Origin of the sequence: Acidovorax delafieldii 2AN (genome assembly GCF_000175235.1) — a bacterium.
Classification (GTDB): domain Bacteria; phylum Pseudomonadota; class Gammaproteobacteria; order Burkholderiales; family Burkholderiaceae_C; genus Acidovorax; species Acidovorax delafieldii_B.
On record NZ_ACQT01000055.1, the window covers coordinates 1 to 20,352 of the forward strand.

Annotated in this window: 29 protein-coding genes, 7 tRNA genes and 2 pseudogenes; 10 read left to right on the forward strand and 28 right to left on the reverse strand. The window is 62.5% G+C overall.

The annotated features are described in order from the left end of the window. From ACDELDRAFT_RS09540 to ACDELDRAFT_RS09585, 10 genes are all read left to right on the forward strand, one after another. A partial coding sequence (locus tag ACDELDRAFT_RS09540; protein WP_005795988.1) for an SPOR domain-containing protein occupies positions 1-481 on the forward strand: 481 nt, incomplete at its 5' end. Between the two features lie 30 nt (positions 482-511). After that, positions 512-1,000, forward strand: a complete 489-nt coding sequence (locus ACDELDRAFT_RS09545) for a CvpA family protein (RefSeq protein ID WP_005795990.1) — start codon at positions 512-514, stop codon at positions 998-1,000. A 72-nt stretch (positions 1,001-1,072) separates the two neighbouring features. Further along, on the forward strand, positions 1,073-2,578 hold the full coding sequence (gene purF / locus ACDELDRAFT_RS09550; RefSeq protein ID WP_005795992.1) for an amidophosphoribosyltransferase: 1,506 nt from the start codon (positions 1,073-1,075) through the stop codon (positions 2,576-2,578). 92 nt (positions 2,579-2,670) lie between these two features. Next, positions 2,671-4,086: a glutamate--tRNA ligase gene (gene gltX, locus ACDELDRAFT_RS09555; protein ID WP_005795993.1), complete on the forward strand. Its 1,416-nt coding sequence runs from the start codon at positions 2,671-2,673 to the stop codon at positions 4,084-4,086. Between the two features lie 65 nt (positions 4,087-4,151). Then, positions 4,152-4,227, forward strand: a tRNA-Ala gene (locus tag ACDELDRAFT_RS09560). 33 nt (positions 4,228-4,260) lie between these two features. Next, a tRNA-Glu gene (locus tag ACDELDRAFT_RS09565) sits at positions 4,261-4,336 on the forward strand. A 51-nt stretch (positions 4,337-4,387) separates the two neighbouring features. Further along, positions 4,388-4,464, forward strand: a tRNA-Asp gene (locus ACDELDRAFT_RS09570). A 64-nt stretch (positions 4,465-4,528) separates the two neighbouring features. Then, positions 4,529-4,604: transfer RNA gene (locus ACDELDRAFT_RS09575), tRNA-Ala, on the forward strand. Positions 4,605-4,637: 33 nt separating this feature from the next. Further along, positions 4,638-4,713 (forward strand) — tRNA-Glu (locus ACDELDRAFT_RS09580). 51 nt (positions 4,714-4,764) lie between these two features. Beyond that, a tRNA-Asp gene (locus tag ACDELDRAFT_RS09585) sits at positions 4,765-4,841 on the forward strand. A gap of 194 nt (positions 4,842-5,035) precedes the next feature. Here the strand turns inward: ACDELDRAFT_RS09585 and ACDELDRAFT_RS09590 are convergent. The 28 genes and pseudogenes from ACDELDRAFT_RS09590 to ACDELDRAFT_RS09710 form a co-directional block, all read right to left on the reverse strand. Further along, positions 5,036-5,794: a 3-hydroxyacyl-CoA dehydrogenase gene (locus ACDELDRAFT_RS09590; RefSeq protein ID WP_005795994.1), complete on the reverse strand. Its 759-nt coding sequence runs from the start codon at positions 5,792-5,794 to the stop codon at positions 5,036-5,038. A gap of 131 nt (positions 5,795-5,925) precedes the next feature. Beyond that, positions 5,926-6,977 (reverse strand): annotated as a pseudogene (locus tag ACDELDRAFT_RS09595) (extracellular solute-binding protein). A gap of 575 nt (positions 6,978-7,552) precedes the next feature. After that, a tRNA-Arg gene (locus ACDELDRAFT_RS09600) sits at positions 7,553-7,629 on the reverse strand. Positions 7,630-7,717: 88 nt separating this feature from the next. Continuing rightward, entirely contained in the window at positions 7,718-8,725 is a 1,008-nt protein-coding gene (locus ACDELDRAFT_RS09605; protein ID WP_005796000.1) for a tyrosine-type recombinase/integrase, read from the reverse strand. A gap of 2 nt (positions 8,726-8,727) precedes the next feature. Continuing rightward, positions 8,728-8,952 (reverse strand): DUF4224 domain-containing protein, encoded by a 225-nt coding sequence (locus ACDELDRAFT_RS09610; protein ID WP_005796002.1) that lies wholly within the window; start codon positions 8,950-8,952, stop codon positions 8,728-8,730. Then, the gene (locus tag ACDELDRAFT_RS09615) at positions 8,949-9,272 is read right to left on the reverse strand and encodes a hypothetical protein (RefSeq protein WP_005796004.1); all 324 of its coding nucleotides are present in this window, start codon (positions 9,270-9,272) and stop codon (positions 8,949-8,951) included. The genes ACDELDRAFT_RS09610 and ACDELDRAFT_RS09615 overlap by 4 nt, the downstream gene beginning before the upstream one ends. Before the next feature lie 392 nt (positions 9,273-9,664). Continuing rightward, positions 9,665-10,051 (reverse strand): hypothetical protein, encoded by a 387-nt coding sequence (locus tag ACDELDRAFT_RS09620; protein ID WP_005796006.1) that lies wholly within the window; start codon positions 10,049-10,051, stop codon positions 9,665-9,667. Positions 10,052-10,127: 76 nt separating this feature from the next. Next, the gene (locus tag ACDELDRAFT_RS09625) at positions 10,128-10,481 is read right to left on the reverse strand and encodes a hypothetical protein (protein ID WP_005796008.1); all 354 of its coding nucleotides are present in this window, start codon (positions 10,479-10,481) and stop codon (positions 10,128-10,130) included. 83 nt (positions 10,482-10,564) lie between these two features. After that, a complete protein-coding gene (locus ACDELDRAFT_RS09630) occupies positions 10,565-10,876 on the reverse strand; it encodes a hypothetical protein (protein WP_005796012.1) in 312 nt (103 codons plus the stop codon). After that, a complete protein-coding gene (locus ACDELDRAFT_RS25035; protein WP_005796014.1) occupies positions 10,863-11,324 on the reverse strand; it encodes a hypothetical protein in 462 nt (153 codons plus the stop codon). Before ACDELDRAFT_RS25035 ends, ACDELDRAFT_RS09630 begins: the two co-directional genes overlap by 14 nt. Beyond that, entirely contained in the window at positions 11,317-11,538 is a 222-nt protein-coding gene (locus ACDELDRAFT_RS25040; RefSeq protein ID WP_005796016.1) for a hypothetical protein, read from the reverse strand. The genes ACDELDRAFT_RS25035 and ACDELDRAFT_RS25040 overlap by 8 nt, the downstream gene beginning before the upstream one ends. Then, positions 11,535-12,365 (reverse strand): hypothetical protein, encoded by an 831-nt coding sequence (locus ACDELDRAFT_RS25045; protein ID WP_157764915.1) that lies wholly within the window; start codon positions 12,363-12,365, stop codon positions 11,535-11,537. The genes ACDELDRAFT_RS25040 and ACDELDRAFT_RS25045 overlap by 4 nt, the downstream gene beginning before the upstream one ends. A gap of 590 nt (positions 12,366-12,955) precedes the next feature. Continuing rightward, the gene (locus ACDELDRAFT_RS09640) at positions 12,956-13,207 is read right to left on the reverse strand and encodes a hypothetical protein (protein ID WP_005796020.1); all 252 of its coding nucleotides are present in this window, start codon (positions 13,205-13,207) and stop codon (positions 12,956-12,958) included. After that, entirely contained in the window at positions 13,204-13,611 is a 408-nt protein-coding gene (locus tag ACDELDRAFT_RS25650) for a hypothetical protein (protein WP_005796022.1), read from the reverse strand. The genes ACDELDRAFT_RS09640 and ACDELDRAFT_RS25650 overlap by 4 nt, the downstream gene beginning before the upstream one ends. Before the next feature lie 39 nt (positions 13,612-13,650). Beyond that, positions 13,651-13,953, reverse strand: coding sequence for a hypothetical protein (locus ACDELDRAFT_RS25655; protein ID WP_005796023.1), 303 nt, complete (start codon positions 13,951-13,953; stop codon positions 13,651-13,653). A gap of 2 nt (positions 13,954-13,955) precedes the next feature. Next, the gene (locus ACDELDRAFT_RS09650; RefSeq protein WP_040328673.1) at positions 13,956-14,615 is read right to left on the reverse strand and encodes a hypothetical protein; all 660 of its coding nucleotides are present in this window, start codon (positions 14,613-14,615) and stop codon (positions 13,956-13,958) included. Beyond that, on the reverse strand, positions 14,612-14,812 hold the full coding sequence (locus tag ACDELDRAFT_RS09655; protein ID WP_005796027.1) for a hypothetical protein: 201 nt from the start codon (positions 14,810-14,812) through the stop codon (positions 14,612-14,614). Before ACDELDRAFT_RS09655 ends, ACDELDRAFT_RS09650 begins: the two co-directional genes overlap by 4 nt. A 4-nt stretch (positions 14,813-14,816) precedes the next feature. Then, on the reverse strand, positions 14,817-15,308 hold the full coding sequence (locus tag ACDELDRAFT_RS23650; RefSeq protein WP_005796029.1) for a hypothetical protein: 492 nt from the start codon (positions 15,306-15,308) through the stop codon (positions 14,817-14,819). Further along, on the reverse strand, positions 15,305-15,634 hold the full coding sequence (locus ACDELDRAFT_RS09665; RefSeq protein WP_005796031.1) for a hypothetical protein: 330 nt from the start codon (positions 15,632-15,634) through the stop codon (positions 15,305-15,307). The genes ACDELDRAFT_RS23650 and ACDELDRAFT_RS09665 overlap by 4 nt, the downstream gene beginning before the upstream one ends. Before the next feature lie 82 nt (positions 15,635-15,716). After that, positions 15,717-16,028, reverse strand: a complete 312-nt coding sequence (locus tag ACDELDRAFT_RS09670) for a zinc finger domain-containing protein (protein ID WP_005796033.1) — start codon at positions 16,026-16,028, stop codon at positions 15,717-15,719. 2 nt (positions 16,029-16,030) lie between these two features. After that, a complete protein-coding gene (locus ACDELDRAFT_RS09675) occupies positions 16,031-17,863 on the reverse strand; it encodes a YqaJ viral recombinase family protein (protein ID WP_005796035.1) in 1,833 nt (610 codons plus the stop codon). Positions 17,864-17,932: 69 nt separating this feature from the next. Beyond that, positions 17,933-18,913, reverse strand: a complete 981-nt coding sequence (locus ACDELDRAFT_RS09680; RefSeq protein WP_005796036.1) for a recombinase RecT — start codon at positions 18,911-18,913, stop codon at positions 17,933-17,935. A 96-nt stretch (positions 18,914-19,009) separates the two neighbouring features. Then, positions 19,010-19,231: a hypothetical protein gene (locus ACDELDRAFT_RS09685; RefSeq protein WP_005796037.1), complete on the reverse strand. Its 222-nt coding sequence runs from the start codon at positions 19,229-19,231 to the stop codon at positions 19,010-19,012. Further along, complete coding sequence (locus ACDELDRAFT_RS09690; RefSeq protein ID WP_005796038.1) at positions 19,228-19,434, reverse strand: hypothetical protein; 207 nt, start codon at positions 19,432-19,434, stop codon at positions 19,228-19,230. Before ACDELDRAFT_RS09690 ends, ACDELDRAFT_RS09685 begins: the two co-directional genes overlap by 4 nt. Further along, positions 19,431-19,772, reverse strand: a complete 342-nt coding sequence (locus ACDELDRAFT_RS09695; protein WP_005796040.1) for a hypothetical protein — start codon at positions 19,770-19,772, stop codon at positions 19,431-19,433. Before ACDELDRAFT_RS09695 ends, ACDELDRAFT_RS09690 begins: the two co-directional genes overlap by 4 nt. Next, the gene (locus tag ACDELDRAFT_RS09700) at positions 19,765-19,959 is read right to left on the reverse strand and encodes a hypothetical protein (RefSeq protein ID WP_005796042.1); all 195 of its coding nucleotides are present in this window, start codon (positions 19,957-19,959) and stop codon (positions 19,765-19,767) included. Before ACDELDRAFT_RS09700 ends, ACDELDRAFT_RS09695 begins: the two co-directional genes overlap by 8 nt. After that, positions 19,956-20,153 (reverse strand): hypothetical protein, encoded by a 198-nt coding sequence (locus tag ACDELDRAFT_RS09705; protein ID WP_005796044.1) that lies wholly within the window; start codon positions 20,151-20,153, stop codon positions 19,956-19,958. Before ACDELDRAFT_RS09705 ends, ACDELDRAFT_RS09700 begins: the two co-directional genes overlap by 4 nt. Before the next feature lies 1 nt (position 20,154). Then, positions 20,155-20,352 (reverse strand): annotated as a pseudogene (locus ACDELDRAFT_RS09710) (DUF7666 domain-containing protein); the annotation flags it as partial.

Consider the following 20,352-nt stretch of genomic DNA (forward strand, 5'->3'; position numbering starts at 1 on the left):
AGCCGTGGCGCCAGTCACCCGGCCGGCCGCCGAAGTGCGGCCCAAACCCGAGGCACGGCCCGAGGTAAAAGCCGAGGCGAAGCCGAAGCCCGCCGCAGCGCCCGAACCCAAGCCCCAGCCCAAAACGGAACCCAAGCCGGAACCCAAGCCCGCTCCCGAACGCAAGCCCCCTGCAACCGACGACGCTGCACGGGCGCGCGCCTTGCTGGAAGGGCGCGCCGTGGAGCCCGCCGCGGCTGTGCGGGCCGAAGACGGTCGTTTCATTGTTCAGGTGGGCGCGTTTGCCGATGCCGACAAGGCGCGAGAGGCCCGTACCAAGCTTGAACGGGCGGGGCTCAAGAGCTATACGCAGGTGGTGGACACCAAGGACGGCAAGCGTGTGCGCGTGCGCGTCGGCCCTCTGGCCAGCCGCGCAGAAGCCGACAAGGCGGCGAGCCGCATCAAGGGGCTGGGTTTGACCGCCTCGGTATTGACGCTGTAAGGGCCGGCGGGCTGCCCCAACGCACACACCATGGCCTCGCTGGACTGGATTTTTGCGGCGATCCTGCTGGCCTCGATGCTGATCGGCGCCTGGCGGGGCCTTGTCTTCGAGGTGTTGTCGGTCGCAGGCTGGGTGGTGTCATTTTTTGTGGCCCAGTGGTTCGCATCCGACATGGCGGCGGTGCTGCCATTGGGGAACAGTGACGGGGCCCTGCGCTATGCGGGGGGCTTCATCGTGGTTTTCGTCGGGGCGGTATTTGCCTGCGGTTTTCTGGCCTGGCTGGCCAAGAAGCTGGTGGAGGCCGTGGGCTTGCGTCCGGCCGACAGAACATTGGGGGCCGTATTTGGCGTGCTGCGGGGGGTGGTCTTGCTGCTGGTCGTGACCGTGGTGGCGGGTTTGACGCCCTTGCACGAGGCCGCCTGGTGGCAGGAGTCGCGCAGCGCACCGGTGCTGGGCGGATTGCTGCAGGCCTTGAAACCCGCCTTGCCGGAAGAATTTGGAAGGCATCTGCCTTCATGACCGGGTGGTGGCCCCAGGCCGCTGTCCGTAGATTGCCGCGGGGCTGTTCCCGCAAATGGATGGAATCGAACTATGTGTGGAATCGTTGGCGTCGTCAGTACCGCGCCCGTCAATCAGCTGATCTATGACGCCTTGCTGCTGCTGCAGCACCGCGGGCAGGATGCTGCGGGCATCGTGACCCAGCAAGGCCGCAAATTCTTCATGCACAAGGCCAAGGGCATGGTGCGCGACGTCTTCCGTACCCGCAACATGCGGGCCTTGCCGGGCAACGTGGGGTTGGGCCAGGTGCGTTATCCGACGGCAGGCAATGCGTACAGCGAGGAAGAGGCGCAGCCGTTCTATGTGAATGCGCCTTTTGGCATTGTGCTGGTGCACAACGGCAACCTGACCAATGCACGGGCCCTGCGCTCGGAGCTGTTCCAGACAGACCACCGGCATACCAACACTGAGAGTGACTCTGAAGTGTTGCTCAACGTGTTTGCCCACGAGCTCGAGCGGGCCACCCGCGGCGTGCCGCTGCAGCCTGAGGACGTCTTCACCGCCGTGCGGGCGGTGCACAAGCGCATCAAGGGCTCGTATGCCGTGATCGCCCTGATTGCCGGCCATGGCCTGCTGGCCTTCCGCGACCCCCACGGAATCCGTCCGCTGGCCATGGGGCGCAGCTCCGATGGCACGGTGATGGTGGGCAGCGAATCGGTGGCGCTGGAAGGCACTTCGCACGTTTTCGAGCGCAACATCGATCCGGGCGAAGCCATCTTCATCACCCTTGACGGCAAGGTGCACGCCAGCCAGTGCGCGGAAAACCCGCAACTCAACCCGTGTATTTTCGAATTCGTCTATCTGGCGCGTCCCGACTCGGTTCTGGACGGGATTTCGGTGTACCAGGCGCGGCTGAACCTGGGGGAAACGCTCGCCAAGCGGGTGGTGTCTACCGTTCCGCCGAACGAGATCGACGTGGTCATCCCGATTCCCGAGTCGAGCCGCCCCAGCGCCACCCAGTTGGCGCATCTGTTGGGCATTCCGTACCGCGAAGGCTTCGTCAAGAACCGCTATGTGGGCCGCACCTTCATCATGCCGGGGCAGGGCGTTCGCAAGAAGTCCGTGCGCCAGAAGCTCAACGTGATCGGCAGCGAATTCAAGGGCCGCAATGTGCTGCTGGTGGACGACTCCATCGTGCGTGGCACGACGTCGCGCGAAATCGTGCAGATGGCGCGCGATGCGGGCGCCCGCAAGGTGTACCTTGCCAGCGCGGCTCCACCGGTGCGCTATCCCAACGTGTATGGCATCGACATGCCCACCAGCAGCGAATTGGTGGCCCATGGCCGCACGGTGGAGGAAGTGCGCCAGGCCATTGGGTGCGACGCGCTGATCTACCAGGACGTGGATGGCATGAAGCGCGCCATCGGCGCCCTGAATCCCGCCATTGCGGGGTTTGATGCCTCGTGTTTTGACGGTGTGTATGTCACCGGTGACATCACGGCGGACGATATTGCACGGCTGAACGAAGGCCGCGTGGGCCAGGACGAGGGCGAGGAAGACACTTCCCGCCTCGCCCTGCCCAATGCGCAGGAAGCCTGAAGGCGACGACCGCGGCGGCGCGCTGCTGTGCCGCCGCTGCATTTGCTGACCCCAACCACCCTGCCGGGCCGCCGTTGCCCGGCTTATCTGCCATGACCGAACAGAATTCTTCCTTGCGCGTGCGGACCCGCTTCGCGCCATCGCCCACCGGTTTCATTCACCTGGGCAACATCCGCTCCGCGCTGTACCCGTGGGCCTTTGCACGTGCCACGGGCGGCGACTTCATTCTTCGCATTGAGGACACCGATCTGGAGCGCTCCAGCCAGGCAGCCGTCGATGTCATTCTCGAAGGCATGCACTGGCTCGGCATGGACCCCGATGAAGGCCCGTTCTACCAGATGCAGCGCATGGATCGCTATAAGGAAGTGCTGGCCCAGCTGCAAGCGGCCGGTCATGTCTACCCCTGCTACATGAGCGTGGCAGAACTCGATGCCCTGCGCGAAAAGCAGATGGCCGCCAAGGAAAAGCCGCGCTACGACGGCACCTGGCGTCCCGAGGCCGGCAAGCCGCTCCCCGCCGTGCCCGAAGGGGTGCAGCCGGTGCTGCGCTTCAAGAACCCGCAGGGTGGGGTGGTGGCGTGGGAGGACAAGGTCAAGGGGCGCATCGAGATCCGCAACGATGAGCTGGACGACCTGGTGATTGCGCGCCCCGATGGCACGCCCACCTACAACTTCTGCGTGGTGGTCGATGACATCGATATGGCCATCACCCATGTGATCCGCGGCGATGACCACGTGAACAACACGCCGCGCCAGATCAACATCTTCCGCGCCCTGGGCAAGGAGCCGCCTGTCTACGCCCACCTGCCCACCGTGCTGAATGAGCAGGGCGAGAAAATGAGCAAGCGCAACGGGGCCAAACCCGTGACGCAGTACCGCGATGAAGGCTATCTGCCCGACGCCATGGTGAACTACCTGGCGCGCCTGGGCTGGAGCCACGGCGACGACGAAATCTTCAGCCGTGAGCAGTTCCTGCAGTGGTTCAACCTCGATCACCTGGGCCGCAGTGCCGCCCAGTTCGACGAAGCCAAGCTGCGTTGGGTGAATGCCCAGCACCTCAAGGCCATGGCCGACGACGCCCTTGCGGCCCTGGTGGCCCCCCAGCTCGAAAAGCGCGGTATCGCTGCTGCCGATCTGGCCGATGGCCGGCTGGCCCGCATTTGCGCGTTGTTCAAAGACCGCTGCGACACCACCGTGGCCTTGGCGGATTGGGCGTTGGTGTTTTACGGGGCGGTTTCGCCTCTGGAGGCTGAGCGCGCGCAACATGTGACCGAGGCGATCACCCCTGCGGTGGATGCACTCGCCGACGCACTGGCTGGCTGCACGTGGGACAAGGCTTCGATCAGTGCCGCATTCAAGCAGGTGTTGGCGGCCCATGGGCTCAAGATGCCCCAATTGGCCATGCCTGTGCGGGTTCTGACCGTGGGTTCGGCCCACACGCCATCGGTGGACGCGGTGCTGGAATTGGTCGGACGCGAAAAAGTTGTAGCGCGTTTGCGAAATCGCTAAAAACCTGTCTATAATTCAAGGCTCAGATGATGACAACGATTCACAGTGATCGATGCCATCAAAGTGGGGGTATAGCTCAGCTGGGAGAGCGCTTGCATGGCATGCAAGAGGTCATCGGTTCGATCCCGTTTACCTCCACCAAAATTGTCTGTTAACGGTTAGTTCCAAGGTTTTGACCCCATCGTCTAGAGGCCTAGGACATCACCCTTTCACGGTGAGTACCGGGGTTCGAATCCCCGTGGGGTCGCCAAGTTGTAGCACTTGGCTTGTATGAAGAATGCAAGCGAAAAGCTGCCTGCCAGGAGTGGTAGTTCAGTTGGTTAGAATACCGGCCTGTCACGCCGGGGGTCGCGGGTTCGAGTCCCGTCCACTCCGCCAGTCAAAAACCCTTGCAGGTCTTTGATATGCAAGGGTTTTTCTTTGGTGAGAACCAGAGAATCGTGGGGGTATAGCTCAGCTGGGAGAGCGCTTGCATGGCATGCAAGAGGTCATCGGTTCGATCCCGTTTACCTCCACCAAAATTGTCTGTTAACGGTTAGTTCCAAGGTTTTGACCCCATCGTCTAGAGGCCTAGGACATCACCCTTTCACGGTGAGTACCGGGGTTCGAATCCCCGTGGGGTCGCCAAGTTGTAGCGCTTGGCTTGTATAAAGAATGCAAGCGAAAAGCTGCCTGCCAGGAGTGGTAGTTCAGTTGGTTAGAATACCGGCCTGTCACGCCGGGGGTCGCGGGTTCGAGTCCCGTCCACTCCGCCAGATGTGAAAGCCACCTTTCGGAAACGAAGGGTGGCTTTTTTATTTTCCGGCTCGTGCGAACTGCATGCATGCCGGCATTTGCAGTGCTCCCCGCTTTGCCGCTTTGCCGTTTTGCCGCTTTGGAGGGATTCCTGGCTGCAGCGCTCGCTGGAAGAGCGCTGTCAGCTACCGTTGCAATAGCAATGCTGGGCCAGTCACCGGGGTGCCAGGCGGATGGCACCGTCGAGGCGAATCACCTCGCCGTTGAGCATGTCGTTCTCGAAAATGTGCCGCACGAGCTTGGCGTAGTCTTGCGGGGTGCCCAGACGGCTCGGGAAGGGGACGCCAGCGGCCAGTGCATCCTGCACCTCCTGAGGCATGCCGAACAGCATGGGCGTGCCGAAGATGCCGGGTGCGATAGTCATGTTGCGGATGCCGTTGCGCGCCAGATCGCGGGCGATGGGCAGCGTCATGCCGACCACACCCCCCTTCGAGGCGCTGTAGGCCGCCTGGCCGATCTGGCCGTCGTAGGCTGCGACGCTGGCCGTCGAAATCATGACGCCGCGCTCGCCCGTCGCTTCGGGTTCGTTCTTGCACATGGCCTCGGCGGCCAGGCGGATCATGTTGAACGAGCCGATCAGATTCACCGTGATGGTCTTGCTGAAGACCGAAAGCGCATGCGCGCCGTTCTTGCCCACCGTCTTCTCGGCGGGGGCAATGCCGGCGCAGTTCACCAGGCCCATGAGTTTGCCCAAGGCGGTCGCCTGTGCCACCACCGCCTGGCCATCGGCTTCGCTGCTGACGTCGCACTTGACGAAGACGCCGCCGATTTCCTTGGCAACAGCTTCGCCTTTTTCTGCCTGCATGTCGGCAATGACCACCTTGCCACCCTGGGCTGCCAGCATGCGCGCCGTGCCTTCTCCCAGGCCCGAAGCGCCGCCGGTCACGATGAATACCTTGCCTTTGATTTCCATGTTGTGTCTCCAGTGAGTGACGTTAACGTAAACGTCAATTATGACCCATGCTCCAGGTGCCGCCGACGCAAAAAAAAGCCCGGCAGTGCCGGGCGTCGTGCGAAGGCCAGCAGCCTGGCATTTCGGAAAAATTACTGAAAACCTACGCGGTCCAACATCTGCTGCACCTTGGTGATATTGGCACCCACTGCACTGATGGGAATGGTCTCGCTCTTGAAGGGCTGTCCCTGTGTCATGGCCTTGAGCGCCGGGTTGTCGATGCTCAGGCCCTTGGCGGCCGGCCACTCGTTGTTGCCGTTCGCAAAGTAGTTCTGGGCTTCAGGGCTGGCCAGGTATTCGAGAAACTTGATGGCGTTGGCCTGGTTCTTGGCATGGCGGGCAACGGCTCCGCCGGCGATGTTCATATGCGTACCCCACGATTGCTGGTTGGGGAACACCACGCCCACCTTGTTGACCACCGCCACGTCTTCCGGCTTGGTGGAGCGCATGAGGCGCGCCAGATAGTAGCTGTTGGTCACGGCGATCTCGCACTCGCCCGATGCCACGGCCTTGATCTGATCGGTGTCACCGCCCTTGGGGGGCGTGCCAGGTTCGCCACCATGCCTTTGAGCCAGGCCTCGGCCTTCTGTTCACCCAGGTGTTCGGTCACTGCGCCAAAAAGGCTCAGGTTGTAAGGGTGCGAGCCTGAACGGATGCACAGCTTGCCTTTGTTCTTGGGATCCGCAAGCTCTTCATAGGTGTCCACATCGGCCTTTTGTACCTTGACCTTGTTGAACACGACCAAGCGCGCACGCGTGGAGAGGCCAAACCAGGAGATTCCCCCGTCCGCCGCTGGCAGGCTGCGCAGGTTGGCGGGGATGGCGTCTTCCAGCACTTTGGAGTGGATGGGCTGGAACAATCCATCCATTTCTCCCCGGTACAGGCGGGCACCATCCACCAGCAGGATGACGTCCGCAGGCGAGGCTGTGCCTTCGGCCTTGAGGCGCGCCAGAATGCCCGCGTCGTCCGCATCCACGCGGTTGATCTTGATGCCTGTAGCCTTGGTGAAGCCGGTGTAGAGGGCTTCATCGGTGGAATAGTGGCGCGCCGAATACAGGTTGACCACCTGTTCCTGCGCCAGGGCGGCACCAGCGGCGGCGGCCAGAGCGCAGGCTGTGAACAGGGCTTTGATGCTCTTCGACATGGGATCAGTCTCTTGTGGTTAGGATAAGTTGATGATAAAGCAAACGCGAATTATTCGTAATAAATCCCTGCTGTTTTTCTGTCTTGGCGCAAACCGGGCCCAAGCGCAGCCCCCTGCAGCCGGTCTGCGCAGAGCGATCAATGGGGCATTCTGAGGCGCCTCCATCGAAAACATCGGTGTGTCCATGGTGAGGCGTTCGTGGCCTGTTTGCTGCGCTGGCGAAGGAGTGCGGTTCTTGCTCGGCTTCAGCGCGACCTCGGCAGGGGCGGACGACAAAGACGATCACAGGTGCCGCCTCGGGCGCCCGGTGTGATCTATGGCGCGCACCATGGCCGGTTTGTAGTGCATTTCGGATGCACAACGCTCTACGTCAATGCAGGCCGGCAGATGCTATGCAACCGGCCTGCACAGGTGACCTGTTGTGGGCGAAGAGGCAAGGCCTGCGGAGGGGGGCTTTACCGCGTTGGAACCTATCCGTTGCCGGAGGCAGAGACGTGAAAAACAGCCCTCGTCCCACGGCGATATCTCGGTGTGACCCCATGGCAGATGGTCGCATTGGCATGCATGCACAGGACTGGCCTGCCCGGAGGGACTCGAACCCCCGACCTATAGCTTAGAAGGCTATTGCTCTATCCAGTTGAGCTACGGGCAGCAGCGTTTTCGGCGATAGCGCTTACTAACTTATTGCGTATTGCTACGCAAATTCACTTTATGCAGGTGGCGGATCATACCTGCTGTGCCTACTTGGTCGGGCCAACAACCCGACCTTTACGCAGGTAGTGGCGCTGGGTGGTGGTCACGCTGTCGTGTCCCAGCAGCTCCGCGGCGGCGGCTTCTCCGCGCACCTCTGAAACATCGTCAGCCGCCTTCGCCCGCAGGTCGTAGAAGCGCATGGTCTTGATCTGGTCAGCAAGCTTCGGATTCAGCTTTGCGGCCTTCGTCCGTGCCCGCTTGTAAACCTCGCCAAGGGCCTTCTGCGACAGCGATTCCCCAGCTTGGTTCACGACCAGCGAAGCGCTCCACATCTTGCAGGCGTCCTTGCGGGCCTTGATGCGGTCCAGCAACACAGCCAACTCCCCCTCGATCCGAATACGCAGCTTCGCTCCGGTCTTCCCCTGGGTGACTTTCAGGCGGCCATCTTCGATGTCGTCATCTGTCATACCAACGGTGTCGGCCGGCCGCTGGCCTGTGAGGTAGGCCAGATCCATCGCATCCCTAAGCGGCCACGCCGCGACGTTCCACACCGCACGGTACACCTCGTCGGTGATGTACTGCTCGCGCTTCTTGACCGGAAGACCCTTGATCCCGGCGCAAGGGTTCGCTTTCTCCGTGTAGCCCCAGGCCCGGGCCATGTTGAACATATGGGAGAAGGTCCGCTTTAGCCGGTTTGCTGTGGGCGCCTGGTGCTTCTTCCACTGCAGCAAGGCGTGGATGTGGCTGGGCTTTATCTCGTCCAGCGGCGCCGGGGATGGCGTACAGAAGAATTCACGCAGGAGTTTGATGTCCGACGCCTGCAGGGTCTGGGTGCTTTTGGCCTTGAGCGGGACCACCTCGCGCTCGTACTTATCAGCCAGATCCCTGAAGTTGGCCACGGCCTTCTTTTCCTCGGCGGCGATCAGCTCAGACCACTTGCGTACGGCCATAACGTAGTCCTTCCCTAGGGCGATCTCCTTGCGCGGCTTTCCCCCCTTGTCGAAGTAGTAATACGTGGTGCCGGAACGGTGGGTTCGTGAGCGGAAATATTGCATGGTCAGGCAAAGGCCGGTTCCCAGCCTTTGTGTTGTGGTGTGGGTTGTTGGGTCCCACCTTCAATAATCGCCCGGGCTACCACCGGACAGCCGCGGGCGTTCACGAAGTGCGGGATTTTCATGCGCTTGAGTTCGGCCGCCTGCAGCTGCTCGCGCGTCTTGCCGTCCTTGCCGATGCGCACGCCAGTGAGTTCTGCTAGCTCCTTGGCGTTCAGGAAGGTGCTCATGGTGTGGTTCTCCCGTACTTTTCGGCCAGGCCATACCCGGCGATTGCATAGTTCCGCCCGCCCAGGTGGACAAGCGAGGGTTCAGGTTCTGGCTTCCATGTGCACAGGCCATCGGGCCCGATGACGGCGCCCTGTCGGGCCCAGAGATTGATGGCCTTCCAGAAGGGCGAGCGCTCCCCGGGCTGCTTCTCGGCCAGTTCGCCGCGCGCGTCCTGCACGGCTGGCCCGCAGTAGGGGTGCATTTCAAAGCGCCAGACCTTGCCCGTGGCGTCCTTGATTCGGCGGTCTGGGCCGCCGTAGCTGATGTGGATGGTCTTCATTCAATACCTTCCTGCACCACTCTGACGCTTCTCGCGCAGTCGGGCATTGATCGCCTCACGATTTCGCTCTCGGTAGAGCCTGTTTCGCTCCGCGTTTTCGCCACGAAGGCAGGAGTTGCATTTGTGGTGCAGCGACAAACAAGGCTTGAGGTAAGAGAAGAACTCATCGTCCTTTGTTTGACCGCATTGGCCGCAGGTTTTCATTGCGTTTCCTTTCCCGGCGCAGCCAGGTGAAGTGCGGCGGATCTCCCGCCTGCTGGTATGTGGCCCAAAGCTCTGCCCCTGCTGGGCACCGCTCCCTTTCCCCTGGGGCGATGCCTGCAGCGCAGCAGGTTAGGCAGTTGGAGTGGTGTGCCTGGTAAGCCTTGTCGGCGGCGTGCCAGTCGGGCGGGCTACTCCCATTCATCGGGGTCCACCGTTGGCACATTCCAGCCTTGGATCAGCCCGGACTCACCGACCTTGAAGATGATGTAGTCGCCGTACCCGGTGTCTCCATGACACAGGAATTCGTCGGGCACATAGAAGCTTCCCCATTTGGCGATGCGCTTCACTTCGTCCCGAAGCCAATACTCACCCTGGTCGCACACCTTGTAGTGCACGTCCGCAGTGGTGCCACTGGGCCAGTTCATGATCTGGCCATCTGCAAGCCTGATGACCGGAACCCAGTAGCAGCCCTGTTTCATGGGAATCAATTTGCCGTCCGTGTCTTCCTGCCCATTCACGGTTGCGTCTTCCCAATAGCGCACGGCTGCGCTGACCTCGATGTAGATGGCGTTCATTTATGGCTCCAGAATGAAAAACCCCGCTCAAAAGCGGGGCTGTGTTGTTTGTGTGCGCCTGTCAGGCAGTGGGCGGTCACAGTGACCGATTCCTCACGTCGATGGCTGGCTCAGCTTTCGCCTTGGCGGTCTTGATGCGGCCTTTCAGCCGCGCCTCTTCCTTCTTCAAGGCCTCAACCCGGTCGATGTGCTCGCTCAGGCTGGAGCGCACCTGGCGATGGCGCTCCCAGGCGTCCTGCAGGCGGTGGACTTCATCGCGCAGGAAGTTGAACGGGTCGAACACCTTTCCGCACGCGGCGCACTTGACCGTGCGGCTGTGCTCATCAAGGCTGATCTTCTCGTGGCTGCAGAAACCGAAAGGGCGGCGTTCGACTGAAAGTGTCTGATCTGGCACCTCGGCGCCTGGGAACTGGCGGATGTTGTCAACCATGCGGGCCTCCTGTACTGGCGTGGGCGGCTTCGGTGTTGTCGTCCTGGTCCTGCCAGGGCTTGCGCTTGTCGCGGCGCGTACGGCTACGTCTTGAGGCCATCGATTTTCTCCAATCTCGCACGGGCTGCTGACGCTGCTGTAAACATGGCATCTATTTCGTCATGAGTGGATGCACTACCGACAAGCACCAGCCTTCTGGCAAGCTCCAGCGCCTCCAGCATCTGCCGTATGAGCGCTTCGTCCTGCTTGCTGATTTCGGCGGTAAATTCGGCCAGCAGGTTCACCAGTTGTGCAGGTGTAAACCCGTAGGCCGGGTGCTGCGTGTCAGCGCGGTTGCGGTAGCTGGTGGCGCCGTGCTTCTTTGCCAGCTCTTCGATTTGGTCACTCAGCGCCATGCTGGCCTCCTTTGATGCCGTGCCTTTCTTCAACCGCCCGGACTACGCGCAGAAAATCTGTGAGCCTGCACATATCGCAATCCTCCATACCGTTATCGCTCTCCCACCATTTGCGAATTTGTGAGACTGTCAGCGGCACCGCCCCGGCCTGCGCCTGGGTGGGCTGCGGGGTGAACACTGGGTACTTGCGCAACCTCGAATCCAGCGCTGGCCCATGACTTGGCTTATTCGGCCCGTGCGAGTAAACCGGCTTATGCACACCTGGAGCGGTAGGCCACCAAGTAATCCAGCCTTCAGGCTCTCCCGCCTCTGCTGGCTGGCCCCACTTTTCCAATGCGGCGCGGGCGAAATTCATGTGATCCCTCTCGTCGTTTGTGCGGACCCCATCATCGGCTTCAATAAACGACTGCACCCATGACCTCAATTCAATGTCTGTCGGCTCAGTCATGGTTTGCTCCTTGCTTGCGGGCGGCTGCTTTTGTGAGACCGCGCCAGTGTTTAACGACCATCGGACACGGAACCAGAAATCCTGTCCCGTCCCACTCCAGCGTCCACAGGAAGTTAGGCGCGCTGCTGGTGAGCATCACAAGGCACTCGTATTGGCCGTTGCGCACTGGGTGAACGTGGCGCGGGAACCACCGCGTTTTTCCTTTAGCGCTCATGCCGTGCCTCCTTGCTTGCGGGCTGCGTCGATGGCGGCAGCATCCTTGCAATGACTGATGCGCAGGGCATCCATGTCAATGTGGCCCACCGCCAAATCAAGAGCTTCGCGCAGCCTCTTCGCGCCGGATTGACCAACGGCCTTTCCGCAGGCAAACAGCACCTCGTCTCGCGTCATATCTTGTTTTGCGACAAATCCTTGGCAGCACGTTGGACAGTACGCCACAAGGGCATCCAACTTTCCGACGTGCTCTCGCCACCGCGCCGCATCCTCCCGCACGCTGTCTGCCGCCTGGGCGGGTGGGGTGGAAAAAGCCGCCGTGGTGCAAAGCCAAATGTCATCGCGGCAAACCTGTTTGCCGTTGATCGTGTCGGTGTACAGCACGGGCACCTTGTCCCCGCCGAGCTTCCATCCTTGTGCGGTGCGAATGTCTAGAGCCCGCTGGAATGCCGCTGGTGCCGTCACGCTGTCTGCCGGGGCACGGGCTGCGCTCAGGCGATCAATTTCAGCAGATGCGCGGATCGCCCAGTCATTGAGCCTGCCCACCTCCAGCTCGCCATAGTTGGACATATTCAGCTCGGGGCAGTCTTCAATCCCCCGCACTGGCGCTGGCTGGCTGTCTGCCGAGGCACGGGCTGCGCGGAGTGGCTTGAGGTATCCAGCGCGTGATTCGTGGAGCTTTTGCAGCGCCGCGTTGGGGTCGTCTGCATTTGCTGCATTCCAGCCAGCGGAAACACCGGCGAGGTATTGGCTGTCGGCCATGGCATCAGCCACCTCAACTTGCGCTGGCTGGCTGTCTGCCTGGGGCGCGAAGTCGTCCTCGTACATCCCCTCCTGTTCTTGCAAGCTCACAACGGGCTGCAGTGGGTCTGCCTGGGGCGTGGGTGGTGCAAAGTGCGCGCGCAGGCTCCGAGCCATCTGTGGTGTGACGGCCATATTTACGCTGTGACCACCGAAGCCCAGCGACGCCAGTGCTACGCACACCTGAATCGGTGTAGTCCCTAGGTCGGAGGCGATGTCCCGCACGAGCAGTGGAAGTGGCACCTCCCCCGCTTGCTGGGCGGCTGGCGCAGCCACCGGGGCGCTGTCTGCCTGGGGCGTGGGGGAGGGCTGGGGTGCCCACTTGACCTCTGAGGGGCGCATCGCTTGCACGGTGCCGTCGCTCATCAGGTAGTCGTTGATCCCGGTGCTGCCACCGTAGCCCATCGCTTTGACTGCTACCACTGCTGCCGCAGCCGATGGGGCGGGCTGCTGTTCCTCTACCAGGGCGGCAATGTGGTCTTTGTAGAGAACCCACTGCCCTGACGGATCAGAGATTCCACCCGGCGTGCTGGAGCGCACACCCCATTCGTCGGAGTGGTAGCCGATCTTGTAGCGCTGGATTGGGCGCAGCGCTTCTGGCGCCCCTTGTTGGTTTGTCATGATGGGTCCATTCCAAGAACTGTTTCGATTTCCACGCCGTGGTGAATTGCGCGCAGGGTCAGCACCCCGCCGAATCGCTGGTGAAGGTCCACCGCGATAGCCTCCTGAAAGCCCTCGCGGTGGAGCGCGCAGGCCGTCTTGATGTGCTCCACGCGCACCATGTCCGGGTGACGCAGTTCAAGGCTGTAGATGATTTGCTCGCCGTTGCCTGGGCACGCGGCTGCGAAGGTGTAGCGGTAGATGTTCAAAGCAAACTCCCCTGGATGGCTGGTGCCTCATCCGGGATGGCAAAAGACCACCGGGCGGGCGCGTTTTGAGACTCAATGCGTGCGCGCATAACTTGGGCGCGGGCTTCTTTCGTGGGCGGTGTGTAGGTGCCGCGCCATGCTTGGTCGATTCCGACATTGCGGCCAATGTTGGTGCTGTCGGCACTGGCAAACGGCAGTGCAGTAAAGATCGCCGGGTCCAGCATCCGCAGGCCGTGCAGCTTGCACATAGGGCGCCCATCGTCGTCACACACAACACGCATCGCGCGGGCCATCTGCCCCCACCATGCTGCGGTGCCGATGCTGGCGAACTTTCCCGAGCTGCCGATGCAAACGCGCGGCCACGCCGACGCCAGCCGCTCCAGCCGGTCCAGGCTTTCGTGCATGTGCCACACCGGTGCTCCAAACCAGCGGGGCAGCGGCCACTATGCAAGAAGTGCATCGTTCGCAGCTTCGTCGCCGTCGATCACATCCGGGACAACGGCAAAGTCACAGGCAGGGATCAGCTTGGCCTCGCCCGCCCACTCGTAGAACGGGCGCCAGTCCTGTACTGGGCGCCCTTGCTTCCAGGCGGTGAATGCGCCGTTGTCCACTGCGAATGATTGGCAGACTGCAGCGGCCAACCCAAGGTTTCGAGGTTCGGCGAAGGACACGAAACCATGCCCGCCTTGCAGGACTACTGCCGCCGCCGTTTCTGGGGTGATGGGCAGGCCGTGGTAGTGGATCACTATCACTCCCCCTTTCTGCTATCCGCAGATGTGGTGGTTGGGGCATCGGACCAGGCTGCGAGGAGCAATTCCCGCATTGAATCCCGCAGGCGCAATACGGAGTTGTGATAGTTGGGCGGAACCTGTGAATAGCGCTCCAGGGCCACTTTGCATTTGCTCAAAGCATCCTTCGGCACCATCACCATTCCCTCTGGGGAAGATGGGTTGGTGTAGAGCTTGGTGCCTGGATCAGGCATGGTGGCGCCGCGATACAGTCGGACGTGAAACCCGCCAGTAAAGCGCAAAGAATACTCCACCTCTCCAACCGGCTCACTCTCCGCACTTGCTGCGACGGATGCCACGCCATCCCTGAACCCCTGTGCTGCTGCGGTTGCCATGTTTGCAGCGGTGAAGACCTCCCGCAGCCCCTGCGCATCAACCCCCGCCCATGCCTTCGCCCCGCGCTCTGTCAGTGCTGACAGGTCGGGCATGGCCTGGGGCTGGCCCATCAGCGGGCCATTCACCCCGCCTGCGCCTATGGCTTCGAGCTGGGCTTCCAGCTCTGCGATGCGGGCGTGCTGTCGGCGCAGTTCTGCGGCGGCTTCTTGAAGGGGGAATTCACATAGATCGCCCTCAAGAATCTCGGCAAGCTGCAGCGCCTCGGGTTGTGTTCTGTCTGTCATGTCTGTTGCTCCAATGCCCATTGAATGATTTCCTGCGCCTCTTTGAGCGCAACCCGCAATGCAGCCAGCTCGCGGAACTGGCGCATTTCCTTGTCGGCTTCACGCGCCCGCACGCCCTGCAGGAACTCCACTTGCTGCTCGGCTTGCAGGGCTCGGCGCTTCCACTGCTTTAGGGTGGGTTCGCTGGGTTCGGTCATGGGCCTACCCCATCAACGCAGCGAATGGGCTGCTGTAGTCTCGCCAGCTTTCATAAGCTCGGATGCGAATCGCAGTGGCTTTGGCAATGCCGTATTCCTGCGCGACTTTCACTGAGCTTTTCGCTGCGCGAATGGCGCGCACCGCTTCGGGATTGAGCTTGGCCGTTGCGCGCTTGCTGTCGGAAATCTTTTTCCTGCGCTGAGGGGTGCGAGTAAACCCCGTGCGTGCATCTGTCAGCTTCCCCAGCTTGCTGCGCGATGCAATCAGCAGGTGATCAGGTGCAACGCACTGAGGATTTCCGCAAGTGTTGGTGGCGACGTTGTTTGCAGGTATGGCTTTCCCCATCTGCTGCGCCATCCATCTCCGCACGGAAGTCTGTTTGTGCCCGGTGGGGTGCATGGTGGGAGTGCCATTGCTGGTCAATCCAAGCTGCCAGACCCAGCAATCGGCATCCTCTTTCACGCGGGGTTTGAGGTAGTCGAGTAGCGTGCTCATGCTGCTTTCTTCTCCAGGCCGCGCCAGACCGTCTTGGGCTTTGCGGCTTCCTGTATCCACCACGCTCCGCCCAGGCCATCGTCGCAGCGCTCGCGGGCGCGGACCACCACATTCTTGTGGCCCTTCTTTTCCAGCCAGTTGCGGAGCTGGGCGGACAGCCTGGCTGCAGAGCCTGCCGGGCAAACGATGCGCTGGCCTGGCTTTAGCGCTGAGAAGATGGGTTCGTACTTGGACACCGGCGATGCGCGACCGTCTTTGTAGGGCTCGTCCACGATTCGCAGGGTGGAGGGGTCTAGGTACTGGATGGGGTTCTTTGCTTTGGTCATGGCATAAAAAAGCCCGCTGGTGCGGGCTGGGTGTGGGAAAGACGTGTGCGAAGGGGGTTCGTGCACGCGGTTTGTGATGGGTTTAGGCCGTAGCCTCCATCCACTCGTCGGGCACGGGCGGTGGCATCACAGGCTTGTGCAGCACATCGTCAGCAGGCTGGCCCCAGAACTTCCTCGCGGCCTCCCGTCTTCGGACATGCGTTCCGCCGCCATAGCCATCACCGTTCTTGTTCCGGCATGGCTCGCCCACCGTGGCGCCGCAGTGCGTGCACGCTGCGAATGCAACGCTGCGGTCGGTGCGCACGTAGCGCCCCCGCTCGTCGGGCACGGCCACAAAGATGAAGCCGGGGGTTCGGTCGGCATAGGCCACCAGGCTAATGCGTGGCGTCACCATGGTTATGCCGCGGCCTTCGCCTGCACCTGCTCGATATGCCGCACCAGGGCGGCCAGGATCAGGGGGAAGTCGGCTTCGTGGTACAGCTTGCTGGCGCGATCCATGGCGGCCGGCTCAAAGCCCAGGCCCTTGAGAAAGTCGGCGGTCAAGGCGAAGCCCAGCCGCTCGCCGATCTGGCCCAACTTGAGCGTCGGCGTGCCGGTGCGCTCCGCTGGTGCAGCGCGCATTGGGACCACCACGGTGGCAGCGGCTGCGCGCTGTGCTGCGCTGATCGCTTGGTCGGCATCAATGCCAGCCACAACATCGTTTTTGAAGTCGGCGGCCAAACTAGCCAGATCGTCCAGCAGCGGGGCGGGCAGAACTTCGGCGGCGCGCGCCTCTGCAATGCCTGCCTGCGCATCACGTTCGGCCTGCAGTACCTGCTGGCGCATGACCTCCTGGCGTTCGCGCTCGGCTCGCGCCTCGGCTTCGCGCGCCTCGCGCTGCAGCTTCGCCGCTTCCTCCTGCCGGATGCGCTCGCGCTCGGCGTCCAGCCGGGCCTGCTCGGCCGCCTGGTGTTCTGCAATGCGCGCCTTCACCAGCATGGCCAGGTCGTCGGGCTGCTTGAGCACGATGGTGGCCGTATCCGCGAACAAGAAGGCGTGCGCGCCAGCCAGCTCGCGCAGCGTGCCCAGGTTGATCTGGATACGGTCAGCGATTTCGCTGGCCGCGATCTTGGCGCGGGCCAGCTCGTCGTTCACCGCGCCGCGCAGGCTGTCCACCATGCGCTTGCCCTTGATGACCCCGGCAAAATCGGCGGGCACCGGCGGCATGTAGGGCTTGCCCAGGCGGGTGTTCAGGTTGGCGATGTGCTCGCGCAGCGCGGCGACACCACCGGCCACAATCTCGCCCCGGATTTCTTCCTTGCGCGCCTTCACCAGTTTGTCCAGTTCCAGCCGCGTGCGGCGGGCTTCGGCGCTGATGTCGTCGATGGTGCGGAAAAGCTCGTCGATGGTGGCTGTCTGGCTCAGGGCGTGCTCTTTCGCGGCAGCCAGGCGGCTTTCCACATCGGCGCACCACTTCACCGTGCTCTCTGCGGTCGCAAAGTCCTGGTCGGTGGCCAGTGTGCGGTTGATTCCCTTGAACACCTCCAGCGCGTGGGCCTTGTACTCGGGCAGGTTGCTGGCGGTGACGGCGCCTGTGACCTGAATCAGCAGGGCGGGCAGGTTGTCGGGGGTCTTGCCCACCACTGGCGCGGGCTTGGCCTCGGACGGCACCCAGGCGGCCAGATCCGCCGCAAACTGCTTCCAGCCTGCGATCAGCTGGGCGCGGCGCTCGGGCTTGGACTCGTACCACAGCGGGTGCGTGCCCTCGGGCGTGCCGTCGCTGGTGGTGAACAGGGCGCGCGTGGCGCCGCTGACCAGAAGCTGGTGCTCCAGCTGCAGGTAGTAGTGCGGCTCCAGGTCGCCCGCCTGCACCTGCTGCACCAGCGAATCGTTGAGCAGCTTGTGCTCCCAGATCACCTCGTCCAGCAGGTCGATGCCGTCGAAGCTGGCCAGCAGGGGCATGCCCTCGACTTCGCGTGTGGCCACAACGGGGAAAAACTCGGTGCCTGCGATGCCTTCGGCAATGGGGCGGGCCAGCGCCTCAGCCTGGTGCCCGGCGTCAAACAGGCGCTGCTTTGCGGGGCTGACTTCTTCGGTCAGGCCCGTGGCCTTCTGGCGCAGCAGTTCGTCGCGGGTGGTGTACTTGGACAGGCCCAAGGCTGCGGCGGCTTCGCTTGCGCACAGGTGTTTGGCCCGTGCTGCGTGCCATGAGGGCGAGCCTTGGGGGGCGTCGGTGAGGACTTGGTACATGGAAAATCCTTATTAAATCGGCGGCCAGCGCTTGTTAAATAAGCGCTAGTAGCTATAAAAAAGATAGCGTTAATTTGCTTCCAGCGCGAACTGGCGTTCTTCAAAGAACTGCGTCAATCGGGCGCGGGCTTCGGGGTCGGCCACTTCCCCAATCAGGTCGGCGGCCTCATACAGCGCGCCCAGCGTTGTGGCGGCGTGCAGCTGGTCGCCCACGGTCTTTTCGAGCATCACCTGCGGCTCGCCCTTGGGCTGCACATCGGTGACGGGTTCGGCTTGCTGCGCGGACGTGGGTGCTGGCTGCTCGGCTGGCGCGCGAATGGCGGCCTCCTGCTCCGGAGAAATGGTCCCCTTGGTCTTGATCTTTCCGATCACGCTGTCTGCCGTGGCCTTGCCTGCGGCGATGGCCACGCGCCAACTTGGCAGCAGCTGGGCGAACTGCTCGGGGGTGTAGGCGGGCTTGGGGCCGGTAGGCTCCACGCGCTCCACTTCGCCCATGTGACGCTCGGGCGGCATGTCCTGCACTTCCTCGGCCACCGGCATGCCGCGCAGCACATCGGGGAACACATCGCGCAGGGCGAAGGCGCGGGCGCGCATCTGGCGCATGCGCTTTGGGTATTGAGCCCACGGACCTTGCTTGCCCGCCAACCCGGCCTGCTTGGCGTCGTCCATGCTGAATGTCACCACCTGCTCGGGTTGGCCCTTGCGCTTGGCGCGGCATGTTGCCGTGTGGCCGTCGTCGGACTCCTGCACGTACTCGCAAAGCGGGCTGCTACGCACGAGTGCGATGACTGCATCACCCCACAGCGCTGCGCGTCCGTTGACCACAGCGATGTTGGACAGGGCCTGCAGCGGCTTCAATCCCAGCTCCGAACCCCATTGCATGGCAATGAGGCAGTTGCCGGGCTTTCCCCGGAAGTCTTTGGGGACCAGGTCAGAGTCGGCCAACATGTGGCTGAACTTCATGGCCTGCTCAAATGTCTGCGGGCTCAGGTCGAAGCCCATGCCGCGCTGGGCCAGGGCGGTGTTCTCGGTGGTAGTTACTGCGTTCATTTGTCTCTCACAGAAAAGGTTGATGCACCCAAGCCAGATACAGAGCCAGGGCTGCGGATGTGGTCAGGAGCCAGGCGGCGAAGGCGAGGGCTGTTTTCATGTGGGCCTCCACTGCACCCACACGCCGCGCATATAGACCGCGCTGTAGGCCAGCGACAGGGTCAGCAGGCCCCAGGCCGATGACTGCACCGCGAAAACAAGCCAGAACGGCTGTCCGCAGAGGCCCACGATGGGCGCCCAGCGCCGTGCACGAGCGTTATGGCCCGTGGCCATGTAGAGCGCTGTCAGGCCGAAGAAGGCAAGGGCGAGTTGGATCACGGCTGTTCCTTGAAGCAAACCAGCGTCTTGTCATCGGTCCACTCGAATGCCTGCCCTTGGCAAACCTCGCGCGCGGCGAAGTCTCGGGAGTGTTGGGCCTGCTGCAGCTCGGTGGGCTCGGCGGCTGGGTCGGATTCATGCGCTGCGACTGCGGCCATGCCAAGGCCGATCACGACAGCGATCAGGGTGCAGGCGTAGTTCATATCGGCGCACCTGCCGCGTGGAGAGGCGAGTTCCAACGCGTGTCGAAGTCCTGCATGGCCAGTGCGGGCGTGTCACCAAAACCGGCCACACCCATTTGGAGGTCTGCGCCGTAGAGTGCGCACCATTGGTCCCCGTCGATGTACAGGGCTGGTTTGAAGAGCACACATGGGCGCTGTTGCTCATGGGCAGCGCTCTCGTATTCCTGAGCGACGCATTGCATGAGGTGGTGTGCCATCCCAAAGCACTGGCGCAGTACGCTCTCCATTGCTGCGCTGACGTCTCCGCCGCTGATGCGGCTGCGCACTGCATCAAAGATTGCTTGGTACGAATCAGACATGGAGTTCTCCTTGTTCGATGGATTCCGGGTCCAGCTCCGCGCCAATGGCGGCAGCCTCTGCCCTGAGTGCGGCCACGCGGGTTGCTTCTTCATTGCGGCGCTTGGTCTCAGCCTGGGCTGCCTTGGATGCTGCGTAGGCTGCAGAGCGGATGCTCTGGAAGTGCGGGGCGTTTATGGGGTCGATCACGATTGCACCCCCATTTGCGCGTTGTGCTGCTGCTGGTCCTGCAGTGCGCGGTGCACGCGGCTGGCCTCGCGGTGCTGCTGGAACTCCAGGTCGGCCCGGACTCGCAGTGCTTCCAAAGCCTCGGGCGTTATCGGCGGAGGTGCTGCTGGGTTAGTCGCAAAGATGCGCGCGAAATCTGCTTGAAGCTGGCTCATGTCACACCTCGCTTTCAACAAACTCGCCATTCGCGTTCAGCTCGTACCAAACATCAGGCTTGATCCCGTCCTGGCCGACCATCGCGGCGCGGATGCAGATCAGGTCGCCGTAATCGTTGCGATGCGTCAGCACAATCGCGCTGCCAGCGCTTGCCTTTGCTTTTGCCGCGATGCCCAAAGCGGCTGCCACAGCGTGCTT

Bases quoted from the DNA above. Each gene is read 5' to 3' on its own strand.
- ACDELDRAFT_RS25035 (WP_005796014.1), bottom strand. From the start codon at position 11,324: ATGACTGAGCCGACAGACATTGAATTGAGGTCATGGGTGCAGTCGTTT.
- ACDELDRAFT_RS09665 (WP_005796031.1), bottom strand. From the start codon at position 15,634: ATGACCAAAGCAAAGAACCCCATCCAGTACCTAGACCCCTCCACCCTG.
- ACDELDRAFT_RS09655 (WP_005796027.1), bottom strand. From the start codon at position 14,812: ATGACCGAACCCAGCGAACCCACCCTAAAGCAGTGGAAGCGCCGAGCC.
- ACDELDRAFT_RS09590 (WP_005795994.1), bottom strand. From the start codon at position 5,794: ATGGAAATCAAAGGCAAGGTATTCATCGTGACCGGCGGCGCTTCGGGC.
- ACDELDRAFT_RS09610 (WP_005796002.1), bottom strand. From the start codon at position 8,952: ATGAGCACCTTCCTGAACGCCAAGGAGCTAGCAGAACTCACTGGCGTG.
- ACDELDRAFT_RS09650 (WP_040328673.1), bottom strand. From the start codon at position 14,615: ATGACAGACAGAACACAACCCGAGGCGCTGCAGCTTGCCGAGATTCTT.
- ACDELDRAFT_RS09670 (WP_005796033.1), bottom strand. From the start codon at position 16,028: ATGGTGACGCCACGCATTAGCCTGGTGGCCTATGCCGACCGAACCCCC.
- ACDELDRAFT_RS09705 (WP_005796044.1), bottom strand. From the start codon at position 20,153: ATGAGCCAGCTTCAAGCAGATTTCGCGCGCATCTTTGCGACTAACCCA.
- ACDELDRAFT_RS09620 (WP_005796006.1), bottom strand. From the start codon at position 10,051: ATGAACGCCATCTACATCGAGGTCAGCGCAGCCGTGCGCTATTGGGAA.
- ACDELDRAFT_RS25650 (WP_005796022.1), bottom strand. From the start codon at position 13,611: ATGCACGAAAGCCTGGACCGGCTGGAGCGGCTGGCGTCGGCGTGGCCG.
- ACDELDRAFT_RS09615 (WP_005796004.1), bottom strand. From the start codon at position 9,272: ATGAAGACCATCCACATCAGCTACGGCGGCCCAGACCGCCGAATCAAG.
- purF (WP_005795992.1), top strand. From the start codon at position 1,073: ATGTGTGGAATCGTTGGCGTCGTCAGTACCGCGCCCGTCAATCAGCTG.
- ACDELDRAFT_RS25045 (WP_157764915.1), bottom strand. From the start codon at position 12,365: ATGTACGAGGACGACTTCGCGCCCCAGGCAGACAGCCAGCCAGCGCAA.
- ACDELDRAFT_RS09545 (WP_005795990.1), top strand. From the start codon at position 512: ATGGCCTCGCTGGACTGGATTTTTGCGGCGATCCTGCTGGCCTCGATG.
- ACDELDRAFT_RS09680 (WP_005796036.1), bottom strand. From the start codon at position 18,913: ATGAACGCAGTAACTACCACCGAGAACACCGCCCTGGCCCAGCGCGGC.
- ACDELDRAFT_RS09695 (WP_005796040.1), bottom strand. From the start codon at position 19,772: ATGTCTGATTCGTACCAAGCAATCTTTGATGCAGTGCGCAGCCGCATC.
- ACDELDRAFT_RS09605 (WP_005796000.1), bottom strand. From the start codon at position 8,725: ATGCAATATTTCCGCTCACGAACCCACCGTTCCGGCACCACGTATTAC.
- ACDELDRAFT_RS09630 (WP_005796012.1), bottom strand. From the start codon at position 10,876: ATGGCGCTGAGTGACCAAATCGAAGAGCTGGCAAAGAAGCACGGCGCC.
- ACDELDRAFT_RS09675 (WP_005796035.1), bottom strand. From the start codon at position 17,863: ATGTACCAAGTCCTCACCGACGCCCCCCAAGGCTCGCCCTCATGGCAC.
- ACDELDRAFT_RS23650 (WP_005796029.1), bottom strand. From the start codon at position 15,308: ATGAGCACGCTACTCGACTACCTCAAACCCCGCGTGAAAGAGGATGCC.
- ACDELDRAFT_RS25040 (WP_005796016.1), bottom strand. From the start codon at position 11,538: ATGAGCGCTAAAGGAAAAACGCGGTGGTTCCCGCGCCACGTTCACCCA.
- ACDELDRAFT_RS09625 (WP_005796008.1), bottom strand. From the start codon at position 10,481: ATGGTTGACAACATCCGCCAGTTCCCAGGCGCCGAGGTGCCAGATCAG.
- ACDELDRAFT_RS09690 (WP_005796038.1), bottom strand. From the start codon at position 19,434: ATGAACTACGCCTGCACCCTGATCGCTGTCGTGATCGGCCTTGGCATG.
- gltX (WP_005795993.1), top strand. From the start codon at position 2,671: ATGACCGAACAGAATTCTTCCTTGCGCGTGCGGACCCGCTTCGCGCCA.